This window comes from Zobellella iuensis (assembly GCF_016746085.1).
GTDB classification, from domain to species: domain Bacteria; phylum Pseudomonadota; class Gammaproteobacteria; order Enterobacterales; family Aeromonadaceae; genus Oceanimonas; species Oceanimonas iuensis.
Window position 1 is genome coordinate 151,248 of record NZ_JAERTZ010000032.1, and the last position, 18,001, is coordinate 169,248.

General features: G+C 64.1%; 16 protein-coding genes. 6 read left to right on the forward strand and 10 right to left on the reverse strand.

What is annotated here, in order from left to right:
- Positions 1 to 2: 2 nt before the first annotated feature.
- Positions 3 to 755: an energy transducer TonB gene (locus JKV55_RS18425; protein ID WP_202088455.1), complete on the reverse strand. Its 753-nt coding sequence runs from the start codon at positions 753 to 755 to the stop codon at positions 3 to 5.
- A 107-nt stretch (positions 756 to 862) separates the two neighbouring features.
- On the opposite strand from JKV55_RS18425, the gene JKV55_RS18430 reads away from it, so the two are divergent.
- The 4 genes from JKV55_RS18430 to JKV55_RS18445 all read left to right on the forward strand — a co-directional run bounded on the left by JKV55_RS18430 (position 863) and on the right by JKV55_RS18445 (position 4,491).
- Positions 863 to 2,872 carry a TonB-dependent hemoglobin/transferrin/lactoferrin family receptor gene (locus tag JKV55_RS18430; protein ID WP_202088456.1) on the forward strand — a complete coding sequence of 670 codons (2,010 nt, stop codon included), beginning with the start codon at positions 863 to 865 and terminating at the stop codon, positions 2,870 to 2,872.
- 21 nt (positions 2,873 to 2,893) lie between these two features.
- Complete coding sequence (gene hutX / locus JKV55_RS18435) at positions 2,894 to 3,397, forward strand: heme utilization cystosolic carrier protein HutX (RefSeq protein WP_202088458.1); 504 nt, start codon at positions 2,894 to 2,896, stop codon at positions 3,395 to 3,397.
- Complete coding sequence (gene hutZ / locus JKV55_RS18440) at positions 3,390 to 3,917, forward strand: heme utilization protein HutZ (protein ID WP_202088459.1); 528 nt, start codon at positions 3,390 to 3,392, stop codon at positions 3,915 to 3,917. Before hutX ends, hutZ begins: the two co-directional genes overlap by 8 nt.
- 133 nt (positions 3,918 to 4,050) lie before the next feature.
- On the forward strand, positions 4,051 to 4,491 hold the full coding sequence (locus tag JKV55_RS18445; protein WP_202088461.1) for a CBS domain-containing protein: 441 nt from the start codon (positions 4,051 to 4,053) through the stop codon (positions 4,489 to 4,491).
- A gap of 146 nt (positions 4,492 to 4,637) precedes the next feature.
- Here the strand turns inward: JKV55_RS18445 and JKV55_RS18450 are convergent, their stop codons facing one another.
- Positions 4,638 to 5,198 (reverse strand): helix-turn-helix domain-containing protein, encoded by a 561-nt coding sequence (locus JKV55_RS18450; RefSeq protein WP_202088463.1) that lies wholly within the window; start codon positions 5,196 to 5,198, stop codon positions 4,638 to 4,640.
- Between the two features lie 103 nt (positions 5,199 to 5,301).
- Between JKV55_RS18450 and JKV55_RS18455 the strand changes: the two genes are divergently transcribed.
- Complete coding sequence (locus JKV55_RS18455; RefSeq protein WP_237332989.1) at positions 5,302 to 6,450, forward strand: benzoate/H(+) symporter BenE family transporter; 1,149 nt, start codon at positions 5,302 to 5,304, stop codon at positions 6,448 to 6,450.
- Between the two features lie 33 nt (positions 6,451 to 6,483).
- On the opposite strand, the gene JKV55_RS18460 is transcribed toward JKV55_RS18455, so the two are convergent.
- The 7 genes from JKV55_RS18460 to tcuA form a co-directional block, all read right to left on the reverse strand.
- Positions 6,484 to 7,782 carry a DEAD/DEAH box helicase gene (locus JKV55_RS18460; protein WP_237332990.1) on the reverse strand — a complete coding sequence of 433 codons (1,299 nt, stop codon included), beginning with the start codon at positions 7,780 to 7,782 and terminating at the stop codon, positions 6,484 to 6,486.
- Between the two features lie 124 nt (positions 7,783 to 7,906).
- On the reverse strand, positions 7,907 to 9,028 hold the full coding sequence (locus tag JKV55_RS18465) for a carbohydrate porin (protein ID WP_202088467.1): 1,122 nt from the start codon (positions 9,026 to 9,028) through the stop codon (positions 7,907 to 7,909).
- A 788-nt stretch (positions 9,029 to 9,816) separates the two neighbouring features.
- Positions 9,817 to 11,325, reverse strand: a complete 1,509-nt coding sequence (locus JKV55_RS18470) for a tripartite tricarboxylate transporter permease (protein ID WP_202088469.1) — start codon at positions 11,323 to 11,325, stop codon at positions 9,817 to 9,819.
- Between the two features lie 22 nt (positions 11,326 to 11,347).
- A complete protein-coding gene (locus tag JKV55_RS18475) occupies positions 11,348 to 11,821 on the reverse strand; it encodes a tripartite tricarboxylate transporter TctB family protein (RefSeq protein ID WP_202088471.1) in 474 nt (157 codons plus the stop codon).
- A 65-nt stretch (positions 11,822 to 11,886) separates the two neighbouring features.
- Positions 11,887 to 12,891 (reverse strand): tripartite tricarboxylate transporter substrate binding protein, encoded by a 1,005-nt coding sequence (locus JKV55_RS18480; RefSeq protein ID WP_202088473.1) that lies wholly within the window; start codon positions 12,889 to 12,891, stop codon positions 11,887 to 11,889.
- A 35-nt stretch (positions 12,892 to 12,926) separates the two neighbouring features.
- A complete protein-coding gene (gene tcuB / locus JKV55_RS18485; RefSeq protein ID WP_202088481.1) occupies positions 12,927 to 14,105 on the reverse strand; it encodes a tricarballylate utilization 4Fe-4S protein TcuB in 1,179 nt (392 codons plus the stop codon).
- Positions 14,092 to 15,516 carry an FAD-dependent tricarballylate dehydrogenase TcuA gene (tcuA, locus tag JKV55_RS18490; RefSeq protein WP_304952629.1) on the reverse strand — a complete coding sequence of 475 codons (1,425 nt, stop codon included), beginning with the start codon at positions 15,514 to 15,516 and terminating at the stop codon, positions 14,092 to 14,094. Before tcuA ends, tcuB begins: the two co-directional genes overlap by 14 nt.
- 114 nt (positions 15,517 to 15,630) lie before the next feature.
- On the opposite strand from tcuA, the gene JKV55_RS18495 reads away from it, so the two are divergent.
- Positions 15,631 to 16,320 (forward strand): GntR family transcriptional regulator, encoded by a 690-nt coding sequence (locus JKV55_RS18495; protein ID WP_202088482.1) that lies wholly within the window; start codon positions 15,631 to 15,633, stop codon positions 16,318 to 16,320.
- Between the two features lie 393 nt (positions 16,321 to 16,713).
- On the opposite strand, the gene JKV55_RS18500 is transcribed toward JKV55_RS18495, so the two are convergent.
- A partial coding sequence (locus tag JKV55_RS18500) for a bifunctional aconitate hydratase 2/2-methylisocitrate dehydratase (protein WP_202088483.1) occupies positions 16,714 to 18,001 on the reverse strand: 1,288 nt, incomplete at its 5' end.

The following is an 18,001-nucleotide window of genomic DNA, read 5'->3' on the forward strand; positions in this document are numbered from 1 at the left end:
ATTTAATCCAATTTGAAACGAACGGGAATTTGTACACGGTGGGCCATGGCACGGCCGTTTTCCACATGAGCGGAGAAACGCCACTTGGCGATGCCCTTCAGTGCCGTTTGGTCGAGCACATTGACGCCGGACGATCTGGCCAGCCGCCGCTTGATCTGCTGGCCCTCTTCATCCAGCCAGACTTCCACCACCACTGTGCCTTCCAGCCCCCGGCGGCGGGCCTGGGACGGATAGGAAATGGGGGATGGCCGGGTCTTGAAACTGGGGGTTTCAATCCGTTTGGGGGCGCTGTTTTGGGCCACCTGGGGTTGCGGCTTGGGGTCGACCTTGGCCGGTGGCTCGGGCATGGGTGCCGGCTGCGGTTTGGGCACCGGCTCGGGCTTGGGCATCGGCTTGGGCACCGGTTTGGGCTCGGGCTTGGGTACCGGCTTGGGCTCGGGTTTGGGCTCGGGCTTGGGCTCGGGTTTGGGTACCGGTTTGGGCTCGGGTTTGGGTTCGGGCTTGGGCTCCGGCAGGGGTTCCGGTGGCGGCGGTGTCGGTTCGGGCTGGGCCAGGGTGGGCAGCATCTGTACGCTGATCGGGCCCGGGTTGCTGTCGGGCGCCAGGGCGATTTCCAGCTCCTGGCGCTCCATGGCCTGCACCAGCAGCCCATGCAGAATAACGGAAGCCAGCGCAAACAGGGCGTAGCGACGAAAACTCAAGGTAAATCCCCGGATCAAGATGGTGGTGACATTCTGGGGCAATAGAATACGCATTTTTAAAACGATGTCTATTGCTATGATGAATGATAATGAGAAGGAATTGCATTTGATTGGTTATTGAATTAGCCTGCGCCCACTGTTTTTCAGGGGAGAGGTGAAGAGTGCGCAATACCATACAGGCCCCCAGGGGCTCCTTGTCCGTCCTGGCGGTCGCCATCGGCCTGGCCTTGCCGGCCCAGGCCGATGAAGTCCGCCTGGCGGACGAGGTGCTGGTCCAGGCCAGCCGCAGCAACAGCACGGTAGCACAAAGCAAGCGCAGCGTGGCCGTGGTGAGCCGTCAGCAACTGGACGAACGCCAGCCCGATACGGTGGCACAGGCGCTGAAGTACGAGCCCAATATCGAGATCGCGGGCGGGCCCCGGGGCAATATCCAGTCACCGGTGATCCGCGGCCTGTCCGGCAACCGGGTGCTGCAGCTGGTGGACGGTGCCCGCCAGAACTTCAATGCTGGCCACAGGGGGACCTACCAGATGGATCCCGAGCTGCTGGAGCAGATCGATGTGATCAAGGGGCCGGCCAGCAGCCTCTGGGGCAGCGGCGCCATCGGCGGCGTGGTGGCCCAGACCAGCCGGGATGGCCGGGATCTGCTCAAGCCCGGCCAGTTGTTCGGCGGCTACGTCAAGCAAAGCCACGGCACCGCCGCCGATAATGACAAGAGCAGCGCGGCCCTCTACGGCCAGCTGGGCGAAGGGCTGGATGTGCTGGTGAACGGTTATTATCGGGAGAACGACGATATCCGCCTGGGCGATGGCCGGGAGCTGGCCGACTCGGCGGAGCGGGGCAAGGGCGGTATGCTGAAGCTGGGCTGGCAGTTGGATGAACACCAGCGGCTGACCCTGTCCCACCGCCGCCACGAGCTGGACGGCGCCGTGCCGAGCAACCCGTCGGCCGAGGTCGGCACCAGCAGTCCCCTTATTGAGCGGTCGCTGCAGGACGACAATACGGTGCTCGGCTATCGGTTCGACCCCGCCTCGCCCCTGGTGGATCTGGATGTCACCCTGTATCGCAACGACACCCGGGTGGAGGAATGGCGCCTTGCCCAGCAGCAGCAGGACAGTACCGACTACCGCACCCATGGCCTGAACCTGGTCAACCGCTCGCAATTGCCCTGGGCCGGGCTGACCTACGGGGTGGACTGGTTTAACGACAAGAGTGAAGGGGTGCGCAGCGGTGCCAACCGGCCGGTGCCGGCCGACGGCCGCACCGAGGTGATCGGCGGCTTCGTGCAGGCAGACCTGCCCCTGGCCGAAGGCTGGACCCTGAGTCCGGCCCTGCGCTACGACCGCTTCGACACCGAAGCCCGGAATATCGAGGGTTCCCAGCGGGATGAGAGCGAGTGGTCCAAGTCCCTGGCCCTGAGCTGGCAGGCCACCGACTGGCTGGAGCTTATCGCCCGCTACGATGAAGCCTTCCGGGCGCCCACCAGCGAGGAGCTGTACACCACAGGTACCCACTTCAGCCTGGGGCCCATGGGCAGCAACCTGTTCGTGCCCAACCCGGAGCTGCGCCCGGAAAAGGCGGCGCAGAAGGAGCTGATCGCCCGGGCCGACTTCGGCGGGGTGCTGGCCGCGAACGACCGCCTGAGGCTCAGTGCCAGCCTGTTCGACAACGATGTCGAGGACTTTATCGAGCAGCAGGTGACCATGGACTTCGTCAACCGGGTGTTCGAAACCCGCTACCGGAATGTGCAGAACGCCGAACTGAAAGGCGGTGAGCTGGCGCTCGACTACGATTGGCGGGAGCTGGAGCTGGGCCTGTCCTACGGCCGTACCCGGGGCAAGGACAAGTCCGACGGCGGCGCCCTGGAAGGGATCCCCGCCGACAAGTGGGTGGCCAGTGCCGGCTACTGGCTGCTCGATCGCCAGCTCAGGCTGGGCACGCGCCTGACCCATGCCCACGGCCAACGGCGGGTACCGGCGGAACATGGTCAGGACTACGACAACTATACCCTGCTGGATCTGGGCGCCAACTGGTACGGACGGGGCAGCCTGGAGGGGCTGGAGCTCGGGCTGGTGGCGGACAACCTGACCGACCGCTACTATCGTCGGGCTTTCGAGCAGCTCTATGAACCCGGGCGCAATATCAAGCTCAGCGCCCTCTATCGCTTTTAATCTGTCTAACAGGGTATGAAAATGTCGGAATTAACCCAGAAGATCACCCGGCTGCTGGAAGAGCAGCCGGGACTCAGGACGGTGGAAATGGCGGCCCTGCTCGGGATCAGCGAATGGCAGCTGGTCAGCCGGCTGCCGGCCGAGCTGTGCCGCGGGCTGGCGGGCGAACATGTCCGCACCATACTGGAGCAGGTGGCCGAATGGGGGCCGGTGACCACTATTGTGGAAGTGGCCGGCTCGGTGTTCGAGGTCAAGGCCGCCCTGCCCAGGGGACGCTTGGGTCACGGCTATTTCAACCTGTTCGGCCAGCCGGGGCAGTTGCATGGCCATCTCAAGCTGGAGGCCATGGCCCATGTGGCCCTGCTGAGCAAGCCCCACCGGGGCAAGGAGGCCCACGCCATGGTGTTCTACGATGCCGAAGGGCACTGTATTTTCAAAATTTACCTGGGCCGTGATGAACGGGGTGAACTGTTCCCCGAGCAGGTCCGGGCATTCAACGCACTGAAGGAGTTGGCCAATGACTGAGAAACAAGCCCGGCTGCAGGGTCGGCTGGAACCCGAAATCCGTGAATTCCGCGACCGGGCCCGGACCCTGGTGCTGGCCACGGTGGACGGGGAGGGCAATCCCAATGTCAGCTATGCCCCCTTCGCCCTGCGGGAGGACGGCTACTATATCCTGATCAGCGAAATCGCCCGCCATACCCGCAACCTGCTGGCCAATCCCAAGGTGTCGTTGATGATGATCGAGGACGAGCAGGACAGCCGCCAGCTGTTCGCCCGCAAGCGGCTGACCTTCGATGCCCGCCCCGAGCGGGTGGCGCGGGACTCGCCCGAATGGCAAGCCGGCATCCGTGCCCTAGAGACGCGCTTCGGCGATACCGTTACCGGCCTGAGCGGGCTGGGGGATTTCCACCTGTTCCGGCTGGTGCCGCAGCAGGGGCTCTTCGTCAAGGGCTTCGGCCAGGCCTTCGCGGTGAGCGGTGACGACCTGGTGGACCTGCTGCACCTGAGCGAGGGGCACAAGCCGCTGGCGGAAAACGCCTGATCCGTTGAAAGCCCGGGAAGTGACTGAATTCCACGGGCTTTTTTGTCATTTTTGTTTGCACCCCCCCGGCCTCTGTGTCACAACATGGTGCATACTATGATGAGGTTCCGGCCCCAGACAAAAAGGACAAAGCATGGCTATAGAATCTGTTGGCGACATCATGGCCCGCCAGTTGCTGACCCTGGCCCAGGATGCCAGCCTGAAGGACGCCCACGATCTGATGCGGGAAAAGAGCATCCGCCATATCCCGGTGGTGAACAAGGACAGCGGCCAACTGCTCGGGGTGCTGACCCAGAAGCGGATGATCGCCACCGTCATGAGCCTGCTGGCGGACTACGGCGTCAGCGCCCTGGAGCGGCGCGAGCGCCAGATCCGGGTGATGGACATCATCGACTCGGACTTCGAGAGCGTGGACGCCAAGGCGCCGCTGACCGAGGTGGTGCCCTTCTTCCTCAGCAACAAGCACGGTTGCCTGACGGTGGTGGACGACGAAGGGCGGCTGCAGGGCATGGTCACCTCTTCCGACTTCGTGCGCCTGTGCGCCGAACTGCTGAAGGAAAGGGCGGGAAGCTAGAAGCCTGAAGCCGGAAGCTGAAAGTAGGGTCGACTTCAGTCGACCAAACCACAGCGCCGGGGCTGGGTGGTCCACTGAAGTGGACCCTACAGGAAGCCGGAAGACAGGAACTGAAGTTCACGTCCTTCCGCCTCCAGCTGCCAGCCTCAAGCCGGGTAATGGATCAGGTTGTAAAACACGGCGGGCTCCCTGCCCGGGTTGCGATAGCCGTGGGGCCGGTCGGCGTGGAAGCGCACCGCCGCGCCCGGCCCCAGCCGCTGCCATTCCCCGTCCAGCAGCAGCTCCATCTCTCCGTTCTGCACTATCACGTGCTCGATCACCCCGCGGTCGTGCGGATCCGATAACTGCTCATGGCCCGGCAGCAGGGTCAGCTCGAACATCTCGAAGCCGAAGCGGGCCTCGAAGGGAAACAGCGGCGCCACCAGCATGCCGTCGCCGGCCGGCTGCCGGCGCAGGGCGTCCGTCTGCCGGTAGAGGGGGCCCGGATGCGGCTCGGGCACCGGCTCCAGGAAGGTGGACAGGGAGGTGTGGAAGCCGCCGGCGATTTTCCACAGGGTGGCGACGGTGGGGCTGGACTCGCCCCGCTCTATCTGACCCAGCATCGCCTTGCTGACCCCGGTTTCCCGGGCACAGGCGTCCAGGCTCCAGCCCCGCTCCCGGCGCAGGGCCTTGAGGGTGTCCGCCAGGTATTGGTTCGGCTCTTTCATCACAGTTTCCCGCTTTTCCTGCTTGGCTCGCTGTTGTGCGTTATAGCATACATTTGCTAGCATGGCTTTCTTATGCGTTATAACGCACAATCAGGAGCCCGCCATGTTCAGCTTGTCCCATCTTTCCGCCGGTTTTATCGCCGTGCTGGTCGGTTACACCAGCTCGGCGGCCATCATCTTCCAGGCCGCGGCCGCCGCCGGGGCCAGCCAGGCCGAGACCGGCTCCTGGATGTGGGCCTTGGGCATCGGCATGGGGCTGACCTGCATCGGCTTTTCCCTGCGCTACCGGGAGCCGGTGCTCACCGCCTGGTCGACCCCGGGGGCGGCGCTGCTGGTGACGGCGCTGGCCGGGGTGCCCATGAGCGAGGCCATCGGCGTCTTCCTGTTCAGCTCGGCGCTGATCCTGCTGTGCGGCCTGACCGGCTGGTTCGACAAGATCATGCGGCTGGTGCCGGCGGGGCTGGCGGCGGCCATGCTGGGCGGGGTGCTGCTGAAGTTCGGCCTGGACTTGTTCGCCTCGGCCCAGACCCAGCCGCTGCTGGTGGCGGCCATGCTGGCGACTTACCTGGCCCTGCGCCGGCGGCTGCCGCGCTACGTGATCCCGCTCAGCCTGCTGGCCGGGCTGCTGGTCGCCGGCGGTGACGGCCTGCTGCGTTTCGACGGTTTCGAGTGGCAGTTGGCCCGGCCGGTGCTGATGACGCCCGAGTTTTCCCTCACCAGCCTGCTCGGCGTCGGCATCCCCCTGTTTATGGTGACCATGGCCTCCCAGAACGTGCCCGGCATCGCCGTGCTGCGGGCCCACGGCTACCACACCCCGGCCTCGCCGCTGGTCGGCTGGACCGGCTTCACCGGCCTGCTGCTGGCGCCTTTCGGCGGCTTCGCCTTCAACCTGGCGGCGATCAGCGCGGCGGTGTGCATGGGCAAGGAGGTGGACCCGGATCCCAAGCAGCGCTACAAGGCGGCGGTGTGGGCCGGGGTCTTCTACCTGCTGATGGGGCTGTTCGGCGCCACCGTGGTGGGGCTGTTCGCCGCCCTGCCGGGGGAGCTGGTGATGGCCATCGCCGGCCTGGCGCTGCTCGGCACCATCGGCACCAGCCTGACGGTAGCCCTGGCCAACGAGCAGGAGCGGGACGCCGCCCTGCTCACCTTTATGATCACCGCCTCGGGCCTGGCCCTGTTCGGCATCGGCAGCGCCTTCTGGGGCCTGGTGATCGGCGGCGGGGTGCACTGGCTCAACCGCCGGCGGCAATAACAACAACCCCGGCGGGTGCCGGGGTTGTGGGGGTTAGCCGTCGTGGCGGCCGTGGCGCTGGGGCCGGTTGGGTTTGTTGCTGCGCGGCGGCCGGTTGGTGGCGGCGCCGGCACCGCGACCCCGGCCACCGCCGTTGCCCCGGCCCCGGTTGTTGGCCGGCGGCTTGGTGGCGGGCTGGGCCTCTTCCGGGCCGGGCTCGAAACCGGGCAGGATTTCCAGCTCGGCGCTTTGCTTGATCAGCTTCTCGATGGCCTTGAGCAGCGGTTTTTCTTCGTGGCAGATCAGCGACAGGGCCTCGCCGGTGCTTCCGGCCCGGCCGGTGCGGCCGATGCGGTGCACATAGTCTTCCGCCACATGGGGCAGCTCGAAGTTTACCACATGGGGCAGCTCGCTGATGTCGATGCCGCGGGCGGCGATATCGGTGGCCACCAGCACCCGCAGCTGGCCGTCCTTGAACTGGCTCAGGGCCCGGGTGCGCGCACCCTGGCTCTTGTCGCCGTGGATGGCCATGGCGGGCAGGCCGTCCTTGTCGAGCTGCATCGCCAGCCGGTTGGCGCCGTGCTTGGTGCGGGTAAACACCAGCACCTGGCGCCAGTTGTTGTGGCCTATCAGGTAGCTGAGCAGGGCGCGCTTGCGGCCCTTGTCCACCCCGTAGAAACGCTGGGCTATGGTCTCGGCGGTGGCGTTGCGCACCGCCACCTCGATGTGCTCGGGCTGATGCAGCAGATCTTCCGCCAGCGCCTTGATCTCGTCGGAGAAGGTGGCGGAGAACAGCAGGTTCTGCCGCTGCTTCGGCAACACGGCCAGGATACGGCGGATATCGCGGATAAAGCCCATGTCCAGCATGCGGTCGGCTTCATCCAGCACCAGCATTTCGACCCGGGACAGATCGATGGAGCGCTGGGACACATGGTCCAGCAGCCGGCCCGGGGTGGCCACCACCACGTCGATTTTGCGGCCCAGGGCCTTCATCTGCGGGTTGATGCTGACGCCGCCGAACATGGCCAGGGTGCGCAGGTCGGTGTGTTTGGCGTAGGCACGCAGGTTTTCTTCCACCTGGGCGGCCAGCTCGCGGGTAGGGGTGAGCACCAGGGCGCGCACCGGCGCCCGGCCGTTGGCCAGGGGCTTAGGCCTGGTTTCGCTCAGGCGCTGCAGCATGGGCAGGCCGAAACCGGCGGTTTTGCCGGTGCCGGTCTGGGCGCCGGCGAGCAGGTCGCCGCCTTTCAGCACCAGCGGAATGGCCTGGCGCTGGATGGGGGTAGGCTCGGTGTAACCACATTCATTGATGGCTTGAACGAGTTGTGCGTTCAGGCCCAGGGAAGCAAAAGACATGAAACTCCGGGGGTAATAGGGGTCCTGACGGACGGATGAGGCAAAAATGGCTTGCAATGGCGGGATGATAACAGAAAAGCGGGATTGGGCATAAAAAAGCAGGGGTTGTCCCCCTGCTTTTGGCTTAGAAATGGTATTTGAAGCGCACCCGGGCGCCGTAGCGATCGGTGGCGGTGGTGGACTCGGCCACATCGAAATCGGACCAGTAGGCACCGAGCAGGATATTGAAGTTGTCCAGATCCAGCACGTTGTCGAACCGGTAGGAGGTATAAAGGGTGTTGCTCTTCTGGACGCCTTCCAGGTACTCGTAGCCGGCGGCGGCCTCGTCTATCTTGTTGCGGCCGTAGATATAGCCCAGGCCGAACTGGTTGAACAGCACGTTGGCGCCCAGGGTCAGGTTCTCTTCGTTCAGCGCATCCAGGTAGGCGGCGTTGAGGTTGGCCTTGATGACGCCGGACTGCCAGCCGAAGGTGGTGCCGTAACCGGTGCGGCGAGCCACCTTGCGGCCTTCGGCGTCGATGATGGCGTCTTCCACCAGGTTGTGCTCGGCACCCAGCGCCCAGCTGAAGTCGCCCAGCTGCCAGCGCAGTGCCGGCCGCACCACTATGGAGTCCTTGTCCTTGGTCAGCTCATGGCCGTGGTAGCGGCGGGCACCGTCGACCACATTGAACAGGTCGCTGCGATCGCCGAACAGGGTGGCCAGCTCCAGGTAAAGATCGCCCAACTGGCGGCTGACCATCACATGACCCGCGTCGCCGGCGCGGCCGCGGGCTTCCTTGGCCATGTACAGGTAGGCGGAGCCGTCGGTGTAGAGGCCGGAAGAGGTGTCACCGGAGTGCTCCACGAACACGTCCTGGCCCAGGGGGAAGAGATCCAGCGCCTCGAAGCGGCCGATCTTCATCTCGCCCACATCGTCGCGGCCGAAGGCGAACCAGGCGTCGTCCGAGCCCACACCGCCGTTGGTGGCCAGGGTGGGCTGGGCCTTGACCCTGGCGTAGGCGCCGGAGTCGGCGACCCGCTCCCCGGAGACGTCGAGCAGCAGCCGGCCGGTCTGGTCCCAACGGTCGTTGCGACCGTCGTTACGATAGAGGTTGCTGTCTTCCTGCTTGTTGGCGGCGTTGACGTCGAACTCCACGTCGCCGCCCAGGCTCAGGCGGCCCTTGCTGCCTTCCCAGCTGATTTCCGCCATGGCGGAGGTGGCTGTTCCTGCGACCAGCAGTGCTACCAGCAGAGGTTTCCTTGTCATTACTTACTCCTTCTCAGGTTGCGATGGTATCCGCCGCCGCTGCGCTTGGTTTCCGGTCCTCGCCTTCGGGCCCGACAGTAGGCGAAAGCGGGCCTTCCGGGGCCGGAAAACAGGCGGCAACAGCTTCGGATTAGATTGAATCCGTTTATGTCATTACATGGGGGGATAAACCCGGACGGTCAGGGGCGTTTCCGCCGGGGCATCCGGTTCAGACGCCTGCGCCATCGATAAGCGCTATTCCGGGCCTGACGACCTGTGCCGGGTCATCATCCTTTCCGGTGAGCGGGGTGTGGTCGAAAACGGTGCGAGGCGACGGGGGTGAGCCGTGCCGATAAGGCTGATTCTGCTAAGTATCACTTTTTCATCCATTAACAAAGTGGGTATCCGCCGTACCGGCCGGAGCCGGTGCCTGGGGGTCGGTATCGACAGGGTTTGGACGCATCCGTGTCCGTGAGAATGATCCTGCCGTACGGGATTGGAGTTAACATACCATTAACTTTGTGTTTTGGAATTTTTATTTTGTTGCTATTGATCACGAAATCGTCATTTTATGCTGCATTGCCTTGGTTTATGGCGTGATGAGAGATGGCTGTTTTGGATGAAAGTTTTCATGTTTATTTAAAATGATTGGATATTGATTGGTTTGTAGAGGCGTAGACGGCAAGAGGTTATCGCTCGGGAGTCATGGCATTACCGGGCAGATATACGCTGGTCAAGGCCCATGGGCGGGCGGACGCCCGCTTCTGGTGTGGGCTCCGTCCGACCGGAGCCCACTGCAAGGCATATGTTCAGGCGGCTGCCGGTTTGGGCCGCAGCAGGTCCAAGCCGTGTTTCAATAACGGGAAGAGCAGCGATACCGCGGTGAGCACCAGCAGCCAGAGGGCGATTGGCTTGTCGATGAAGGTCAGCCAGCTGCCATCGGAAATCTGCAGCGCCCGGCGCAGGGATTCCTCCATCATGCTGCCCAGGATCAAGGCGAGGATGAGCGGTGCCGTCGGAAAGCCAAAGCGTTTCATGCCGAGCCCCAGCAGGCCGAATCCCAGCAACAGCAGCAGATCGGCGATGGCGAAGGTGGTGCCGTAGATGCCGACCATGCAGAAGATCAGGATGAGCGACAGCAACAGTGGCCGGGGCAGGTCGAGCAGCCGGGCGATATAGGGAATAAGCGGCAGGTTCAGCACCAGCAGGAAGAGGTTGCCCACATACATGCTGGCGATAACCCCCCAGAACACATCCGGCCTTTGCTCCATCATGGTGGGGCCCGGCGTGATGCCCATGACCAGCAGGGCGCCGAGCAGCACGGCCGTGGTGCCCGAGCCGGGCACCCCCAGGGTCAGCAGCGGCACGAAGGAGCCGGTGCAGGCGGCATTGTTGGCCGCCTCGGGCGCGGCAACGCCCTTGAGGTTGCCCTGGCCGAAGCTGTGGCCGTCCTTGGCCAGGCGTTTTTCCATGATGTAGCCGAGGAAGGACGCGACTGTGGCGCCGGCGCCCGGCAGTATGCCGACAAAGAAACCCAGCAGGGAGCTGCGTCCGGCGGGAACGGCAATGTCTTTGACCTCGCGGCGTGACAGCCGGAGCGAGCCGATATTGGCGGTGCTGTCCGATGGCTGATTACCCTTGTGCTGCAGCAACATGCTGAACACCTCCGCCAGGGCGAAGATGCCGAGCGCGACCACCAGGAATTCGACGCCGCTGAGTAGGTGCAGGCTGCCGAAGGTGTAGCGCTCGGTGCCGGTCTGCAGATCGATACCGACGATGGAGATCATCATGCCGAGCACCGCTGCCATCAGGCCCTTGACCAGGGACTTGCCGGACAGGCTGACCACGGCGGTCAGGCCGAGCAGCATCAGGGCGAAATATTCGGCCGGGCCGAAGCTGACCGCCACTTTCGCCAACAGGGGCGCCACCAGCATCAGGGCCACGGCCGACAGGGTGCCGCCGACAAAGGAGGAATAGGCGGCGATGGCCATGGCCTTGCCGGCCATGCCCTGGCGGGCTAGGGGATAACCGTCGAAGGAGGTGGCGACGGTGCTGGCGACGCCGGGGGCGTTGAGCAGGATGGAAGAGGTGGAACCGCCGAAGATGGCGCCGTAATAGACCCCGGCCATCAGGATCAGGGCCGAGGAGGGCTCCATGCCGAAGGTCATGGGGATCATCAGGGCCAGGGCGCTGATGGGCCCCAGGCCCGGCAGCATGCCGATAATTGTGCCGGCGAAGACCCCGATGAAAACATAAAGCAGGTTCATTGGCTCAAAGGCGACACTAAAGCCGGTGAGCACACCATGGAGTGCGTCCATTGCGAAGTTCTCGTTGTGGTGGTTAAAACGGTAACAGGCCCCGAGGCAAATGCACCTCGAGCAGTCGGGTCATGATGAGGTAGAGCGACAGCACCACCGCCAGCGTCGCCACGACACTGATGAGGTGGCGCCGGTAGCCGTAGCAGTGGCTCAGGCCGATGCCGAACAGGCTGGATGCCAGGACAAAGCCCAGCCATTCCAGGCCGAAGGCATAGCCGGCGATGGCGAGCAAGGTGATCAGCAACTGGCTGGTCTGCTCCCTGGCCTTGGGGTCCTTTTGCGCGGCCTTTTCTCGTTTGACTGGGGTGGCCTGTTTTTCCAGGCACAACAGTATGGACAGCAGCAGCAGGGCTGCGCCCAGCAGTGTGGGGAACCAGTCGGAGTCGATGGGTCTTGGCATCGGAAACGCGGGGATCCGAAAGGCCAGCCACAGGTAACCCAGGGACACCAGCCCCATGATGAAGCCGATGATTCTGTTGCTATTAAGGTGTTTCATTGCCTTATTCCGCCATGTTTGGGGATGGCGAAGCTCCCGTCGGAGCCCCGCCCATGCGCATCCGCTTATTGTTTGAGGAGCCCCAGCTCGGCCAGTACCCGGCCGAACTGTTTCTTCTGCTGGTCCAGGAAGATGCCGAATTGCTGGCTGTCGAGGTAGGCGTCGGTCCAGGACAACTGATCCCGGGCCTGTTGCCAGCTGTCGCTGTTGAGCATGCGTACATAGAGGTCCTGGTAGTAGGCCACGGCCTCGGCCGGCATCTCCTTGGGACCCATGACACCGCGCCAGATATCGAAGGTGTAATCCACCCCCTGCTCCTTGTAGGTGGGGATATCCGCCAGGGTGCCCGGCAGCCGCTCCTCGGCGGCGATGCCCAGGGCGCGCAGCTGGCCGGATTCGGCAATCTGCCCCGAGGACTCGCCGATGCCGGCGCTGACCGCCTCTATGTGCCCGCCCAGCAGGCTGATGATGGCCTCACCGCCGCCGGAATAGGAAACGTAGTTCACCTCCCGGGCGTTCAGCCCGGCGGCCATGGCCAGGCCGGCGAAGGAAACGTGGTGCAATGAGCCGGGCGCGCTGCCGCCGCCGATGCTGAGCCGAGGGTTTTCACGCAGCGCATCCAGCAGGTCATTCAGGGTCCGGTAGGGCGAGTCCTTGCGCACCAGCACCGTCGCCGAGTCGGTGATCAGCCGGGCGATGGGGGTAAAATCCTCATGGTCGTAGCGGGACATCCCCGCCAGCGGCACCAGGATCAGGGGCGGGCTGGTCACGAACAGCTTGTGGGAATTCTTGCTATCCCGGGCTATCTGGGCCCAGGCCACGGCACCGCCACCCCCGGGCACGTTGATGGTGGCGAAGCTCTGGGGGCTGAGCCGTTCCTGCATGATCACCCGGGCCGTGGTTCTGGCCAGGGTGTCCCAGCCGCCGCCGGGGTTGGCCGGCGCGATATATTCGATGGCCCTGCCCGGTTGCCAGGCGGGCTCGGCCGCCAGGGCCGCGCCGGGCAGCAGCAGGGCCGCCAGCAGACCGGCCGAGGTCCGTTTTTTCAGTATGCCGGAAAAAATAGTCATGTTATTGCCTCCATGGTTGGTTTGGTAACTTCCTGTTATTTATTGTCTTTTATGGACTGGTAAAACTTGACGCCGCTCTCGCGCGGCTGGCTGACCAGGGCCGCCCCCTGCTCTTCCCGGCGTTGTTCCAGGGCATTTTTCAGCAGGGCACCGAGGCGGTAGAGGCCGTGCACGAACTTGCCGTAGGGCAGGGTGAGGAACAGCGACATCACGAAACCGAGGTGGATCACCAGCATCAGCCCGAGCAGGCCGGTTTCCCGCAGCACCATCAGCAGCAGGCCGGTAAAGGCGGTGAGCCAGAGCAGGGCGATAAAGGCGATGTCCATGCCGGTCTGCTCCAGATCGGCGGTATTGGGATCCCGCTTGCGCTTCAGATACAGCAGGCCGGCGGGGCCGATCAGCAGGCCGAGGCCGCCCAGGGTGCCGAGCAGCTTGGGCAGGGTGAAGAAGCCGTAGGGGGCGCTCCAGCCCAGCACATAGTGAAACAGGGTGCCGGTGGCGGTGGCGGCGAAGCACAGCATGAAGCCATAGGCGGTGAAATGGTGGAAATACCGGCGCCAATGGGAATGGTTGTCGTCCGGATAGGTGCAACCCCGGTCTTCCTGGCCATGCAGGTGGCGCAGGCTGAGGGCGTCGGACCAGGCCTGCCGCCAGGCGGAGAGATGGCCCAGGTCCCGCAGTTTTTCCCCGCTGTCGCGCCAGAAGTTGAGGAAGCCCATCAGCAGTGCCAGCATGGCGAACAGGAACACGCTGCCGAAGGCCAGCACCAGGGTGTTGTGGGGGAAGAAGACGTAGAAATCCCCGCCATGATGGCCGGAGAACAGCTGCCCCAGGCCGCCGTTCAGGGCGATAAACAGCAGCAGGATAAAGCTGGCGCCCAGGCCCAGGGCAAGGGAGGCGACCAGGCCGTTTTTATTGAACAGGCGGGCGAAGGGGCCGGGCCAGGCATAGTGCTGGTACGAGGCTTTTCTTATCTTGGCCAGCGACTGGGGGATATTGACCCCGAACTCGTGGGGCGGTGCGTACTGGCAGGCGTAGTAGCACTCGCTGCAGTTGTGGCAGAGGTTGGCCAGGTAGTTGATATCGGCGGCCCCGAAGCTTTGCCGCCGCTCCATGGCCGGAAACACCGGGCAAAAGCCTTCGCAGTAGCGACAGGCGTTACAGATGGTCAGGTTCTTGTCCGCTTCCTGGATCAGTACATCAATTTTTTGCATGTCGAGCGGCCTCCGCGCCGGCTATACGTCCAAATACAGTGCCTATGGTCATGCCGAAACCGGCGACATAACCCTTGCCGAGAATATTGCCGGCCATCACCTCGCCGGCGGCGAACACGTTGTCCGCCATGTCGCCGCTGTTCATTTTCATCCTCGCGGTCTTGTCCACCTGCACGCCCAGGTAGGTGAAGGTGATGCCGGTGCGCAGCGGGTAGCCGAAGAAAGGCGGGCTGTCGATGGTCTGCGCCCAGTGGGTTTTCTCGGGGATGGCTCCCTGGGTGCGGCAGTTGTCGAGCACGCTGTGATCGAAGTCACCGGGCTGTACCGCCGTGTTGTATTTCTTCACGGTATTGAGCAGGGGATGCACCGGAATATTCAGCTTCCTCGCCAGTTCCTCGAGGGTATTGGCCTGCTCCGGGGGAAAGACCGAGGGCATAAAGCGGCCCACCGCCTTGGCGTCGGTGATGGAATAGGCAATCTGGTCGGGCTGGCCGGCGACCAGCCGACCCCAGATGGCATAGCGCTTGGGCCAGAAATCCTCGCCCTCGTCGTAGAAGCGCTTGCCCTGGTTGTTGACCACTATGCCTAAGGAGACACAGTCGACCCGGGTCACGATACCGCCGTCGTATTCGGGAGAGCGGGCGTCGATTGCGACCGCGTGGCCCTGGGTGGGATCGCCGATGGTGAGGGCGTCGTTGTCGAGCAGGGCGCGCAGCATCTTGCCCTGGTTGAAGCGGGTGCCGCGAATGCGGAAATTCCTGGCCACCGGGCCCCAGGCCTGTTCCAGCCACTCCCGGTTGGATTCGAAGCCGCCGGAAGCCACCACCAGGGAACGGGCGCTCACCTTGTGATGGTTGCCCTGCCAGTGGACGACCGCATGCTCGAAACGGTTGCCCTGAAAGGCCAGCTCCAGCGCCTCGGCTTCATAGACGATGGTCACCCCCATCCGCTCCGCCGCCTTGTAGTAGGTATTGACCAGGGCCTTGCCGCCGCCGAGGAAGAAGGCGTTGGTGCGGCCCAGGTGCAGGGTGCCGCCCAGGGACGGCTGGAAGCGGACCCCGTAGCCGCTCATCCAGTCGGTGCAGTTTTCCGAGGCCCGGATGACAAAGCGGGCCAGCGCTTCGTCGGTCTGTCCGCCGGTCACGCGCCAGACGTCCTCGAAAAACTCCTCTTCCAGGTAGGCGTCGTTCAACACCGCGGTCGGGGCCTTGTGCATGCAGCGCAGGTTGCGGGTATGGCTGCTGTTGCCGCCGCGCCAGGCTTTGGGCGCGCTTTCCAGCAGCAGCACGCGGGCCCCCTGCTCGCGGGCCGACAGAGCGGCGCACAGGGCGGCATTGCCGCCGCCGATAACCAGCACGTCATGGCTGGCCTTGAGCCAGTCCGCCGTTGCCTGATGGGTCTCTTGCATCATCTTGGGTTCCTCTTTGAATACTGATGAATGCAAATGTATACATTGGTACACAAAATGACAACAGCGGTATCACTTGGTATTATCCCGACATGTTCAATTTGTGATCCGACGCTTATGTCCACAGCCAAAAAAACACCCAAACCCCTGGACGACGCCACCAGCGAGCGGGGCGAATCCCGTAGCGAACTCGCCTATCGCTTTATTCTCGATGCCATCAAGGAGGGCACCCTGGCGCCCGGTACCCGGGTGAGGGAGGCGGATCTGGCCACCCGTACCGGCCTGAGCCGGACGCCGGTACGAGAGGCGCTGAACCGCTTGTTGATGGAAGGCCTGGTGGCCAATGATCCCAGCCGGGGCATGATAGTGACCGAACTGGACCACGCCATGATCAACGAGCTGTATGCGATGCGGGAGGTGCTGGAAGGCACCGCCGCCTTCCTGGCCGCCCGCCATGCTTCCGAGGTGGAGATCACTTTCCTGCGGGAAATCAGCGAGCGGGACGCCCAGTTCAGCGAGCCGGCGGATCTGGTCAAGAACAACCGGCTGTTTCACGGCACCCTCTATCGTTGCGCCCACAATCGCTACCTGCTGAAGATGCTCAACTCCCTGCAGGAGTCGATGATGCTGCTCGGCCCCACCACCCTGGCCAAGGTCGGCCGGCCCGAGGCGGCCCGCCGGGAGCACGGCCTTATCGTGGATGCCATCGAGCAGCGTGACGCGGCGGCGGCGGAGCAGGCCGCCCGCAACCATATCCGGGAAGCCTACAAGGTACGGCTTGGGGAGTTGTTCGAGCGGGAGGTGTAAGGGGATTACCGGGACGTCATGTTGCGGCGGCTGAGGCCGGCACCGGCTTAAGCCCCCTTGCCAAAAAGCCAGCCCTCGGGCTGGCTTTGGTCAACGGATGACCGTGGGGCTTATGGCCTGAAGGTCTCCGCGAAGCTTGTCTATAACGACTGAGCGAAGCGTCAACAGGGCTACCTTCACCGACACGCCGCAAGTACGTCCATGTAGGCTCGCACATGCCATCCCTGGCATGTGACGGTCGGTGGAGGCCATCCCTGTTGCCTCTTCCAAGCCCCGCTGTACTCTGATAACCATGCCAACAGGCACAAGAGCTGTTTCCGCGAGTATCAGGTCCTACGGCGTGTCGGCGGAGTAGTGCGCTTTGGCCGAGTACAGATGACTTCAAACTGGCGTTTAGATGGCCTGCTGGAAGATCACGGTGTCGGCCTTCACCAGGTAGCAGTCCTGCTCGTCGAAGTTCAGGTAGCGGTAGGTGTCCGCCGCGGTGGCGTTCAGCTCCTTGGCGTACTCCTGGTATTCCTCCACCGTCGGCAGCTTGCCGTGGATGGCCGCTACCGCCGCCAGCTCGGCGGACGCCAGGTAGACGTTGGCGCCCTTGCCCAGGCGGTTGGGGAAGTTGCGGGTGGAGGTGGACACCACTGTGCTGTTGTCCGCCACCCGCGCCTGGTTGCCCATGCACAGGGAGCAGCCCGGGATCTCGATGCGGGCACCGACCCGGCCGAAGATGCCGTAGTAGCCCTCGGCGGTCAGCTGGTCCTTGTCCATCTTGGTCGGCGGCGCCACCCACAGCCGGGTCGGCAGTTGGCCCTTGTACTTGTCCAGCAGCTTGCCGGCGGCGCGGAAGTGGCCGATGTTGGTCATGCAGGAGCCGATGAACACCTCTTCGATCTGTTCGCCCTGTACCTCGGACAGCAGGCGGGCGTCGTCCGGATCGTTGGGCGCGCACAGGATCGGCTCCTTGATCTCGCTCATGTCGATTTCCAGCACATGGGCGTACTCGGCATCGGCGTCGGCGGCCATCAACTCCGGGTTGGCCAGCCACTCTTCCATGCCCTTGATGCGGCGCTCCAGGGTGCGCCGGTCGCCGTAGCCTTCGGCGATCATCCACTTCAGCATCACGATGTTGGAGTTCAGGTACTCGGCGATCGGCTCCTGATCCAGCTTGATGGTACAACCGGCGGCGGAACGCTCGGCGGTGGCATCGGCCAGCTCGAACGCCTGCTCCACCTTCAGCTGGGGCAGGCCCTCGATTTCCAGCACCCGGCCGGAGAATTCGTTGATCTTGCCTTCCTTGGCCACGGTCAGCAGGCCGTGCTTGATGCCGTAGTAGGGAATGGCGTGCACCAGGTCGCGCAGGGTGATGCCGGGCTGCATTTCGCCCTTGAAGCGCACCAGCACCGACTCGGGCATGTCCAGCGGCATCACCCCGGTGGCGGCGGCGAAGGCCACCAGGCCGGAGCCCGCCGGGAAGGAGATGCCGATGGGGAAACGGGTGTGGGAGTCACCGCCGGTGCCCACGGTGTCGGGCAGCAGCATGCGGTTCAGCCAGGAGTGGATGACGCCGTCGCCCGGACGCAGGGACACGCCGCCCCGGTTCATGATGAAGTCGGGCAGGGTGTGGTGGGTGACCACGTCCACCGGCTTGGGATAGGCGGCGGTGTGGCAGAACGACTGCATGGTC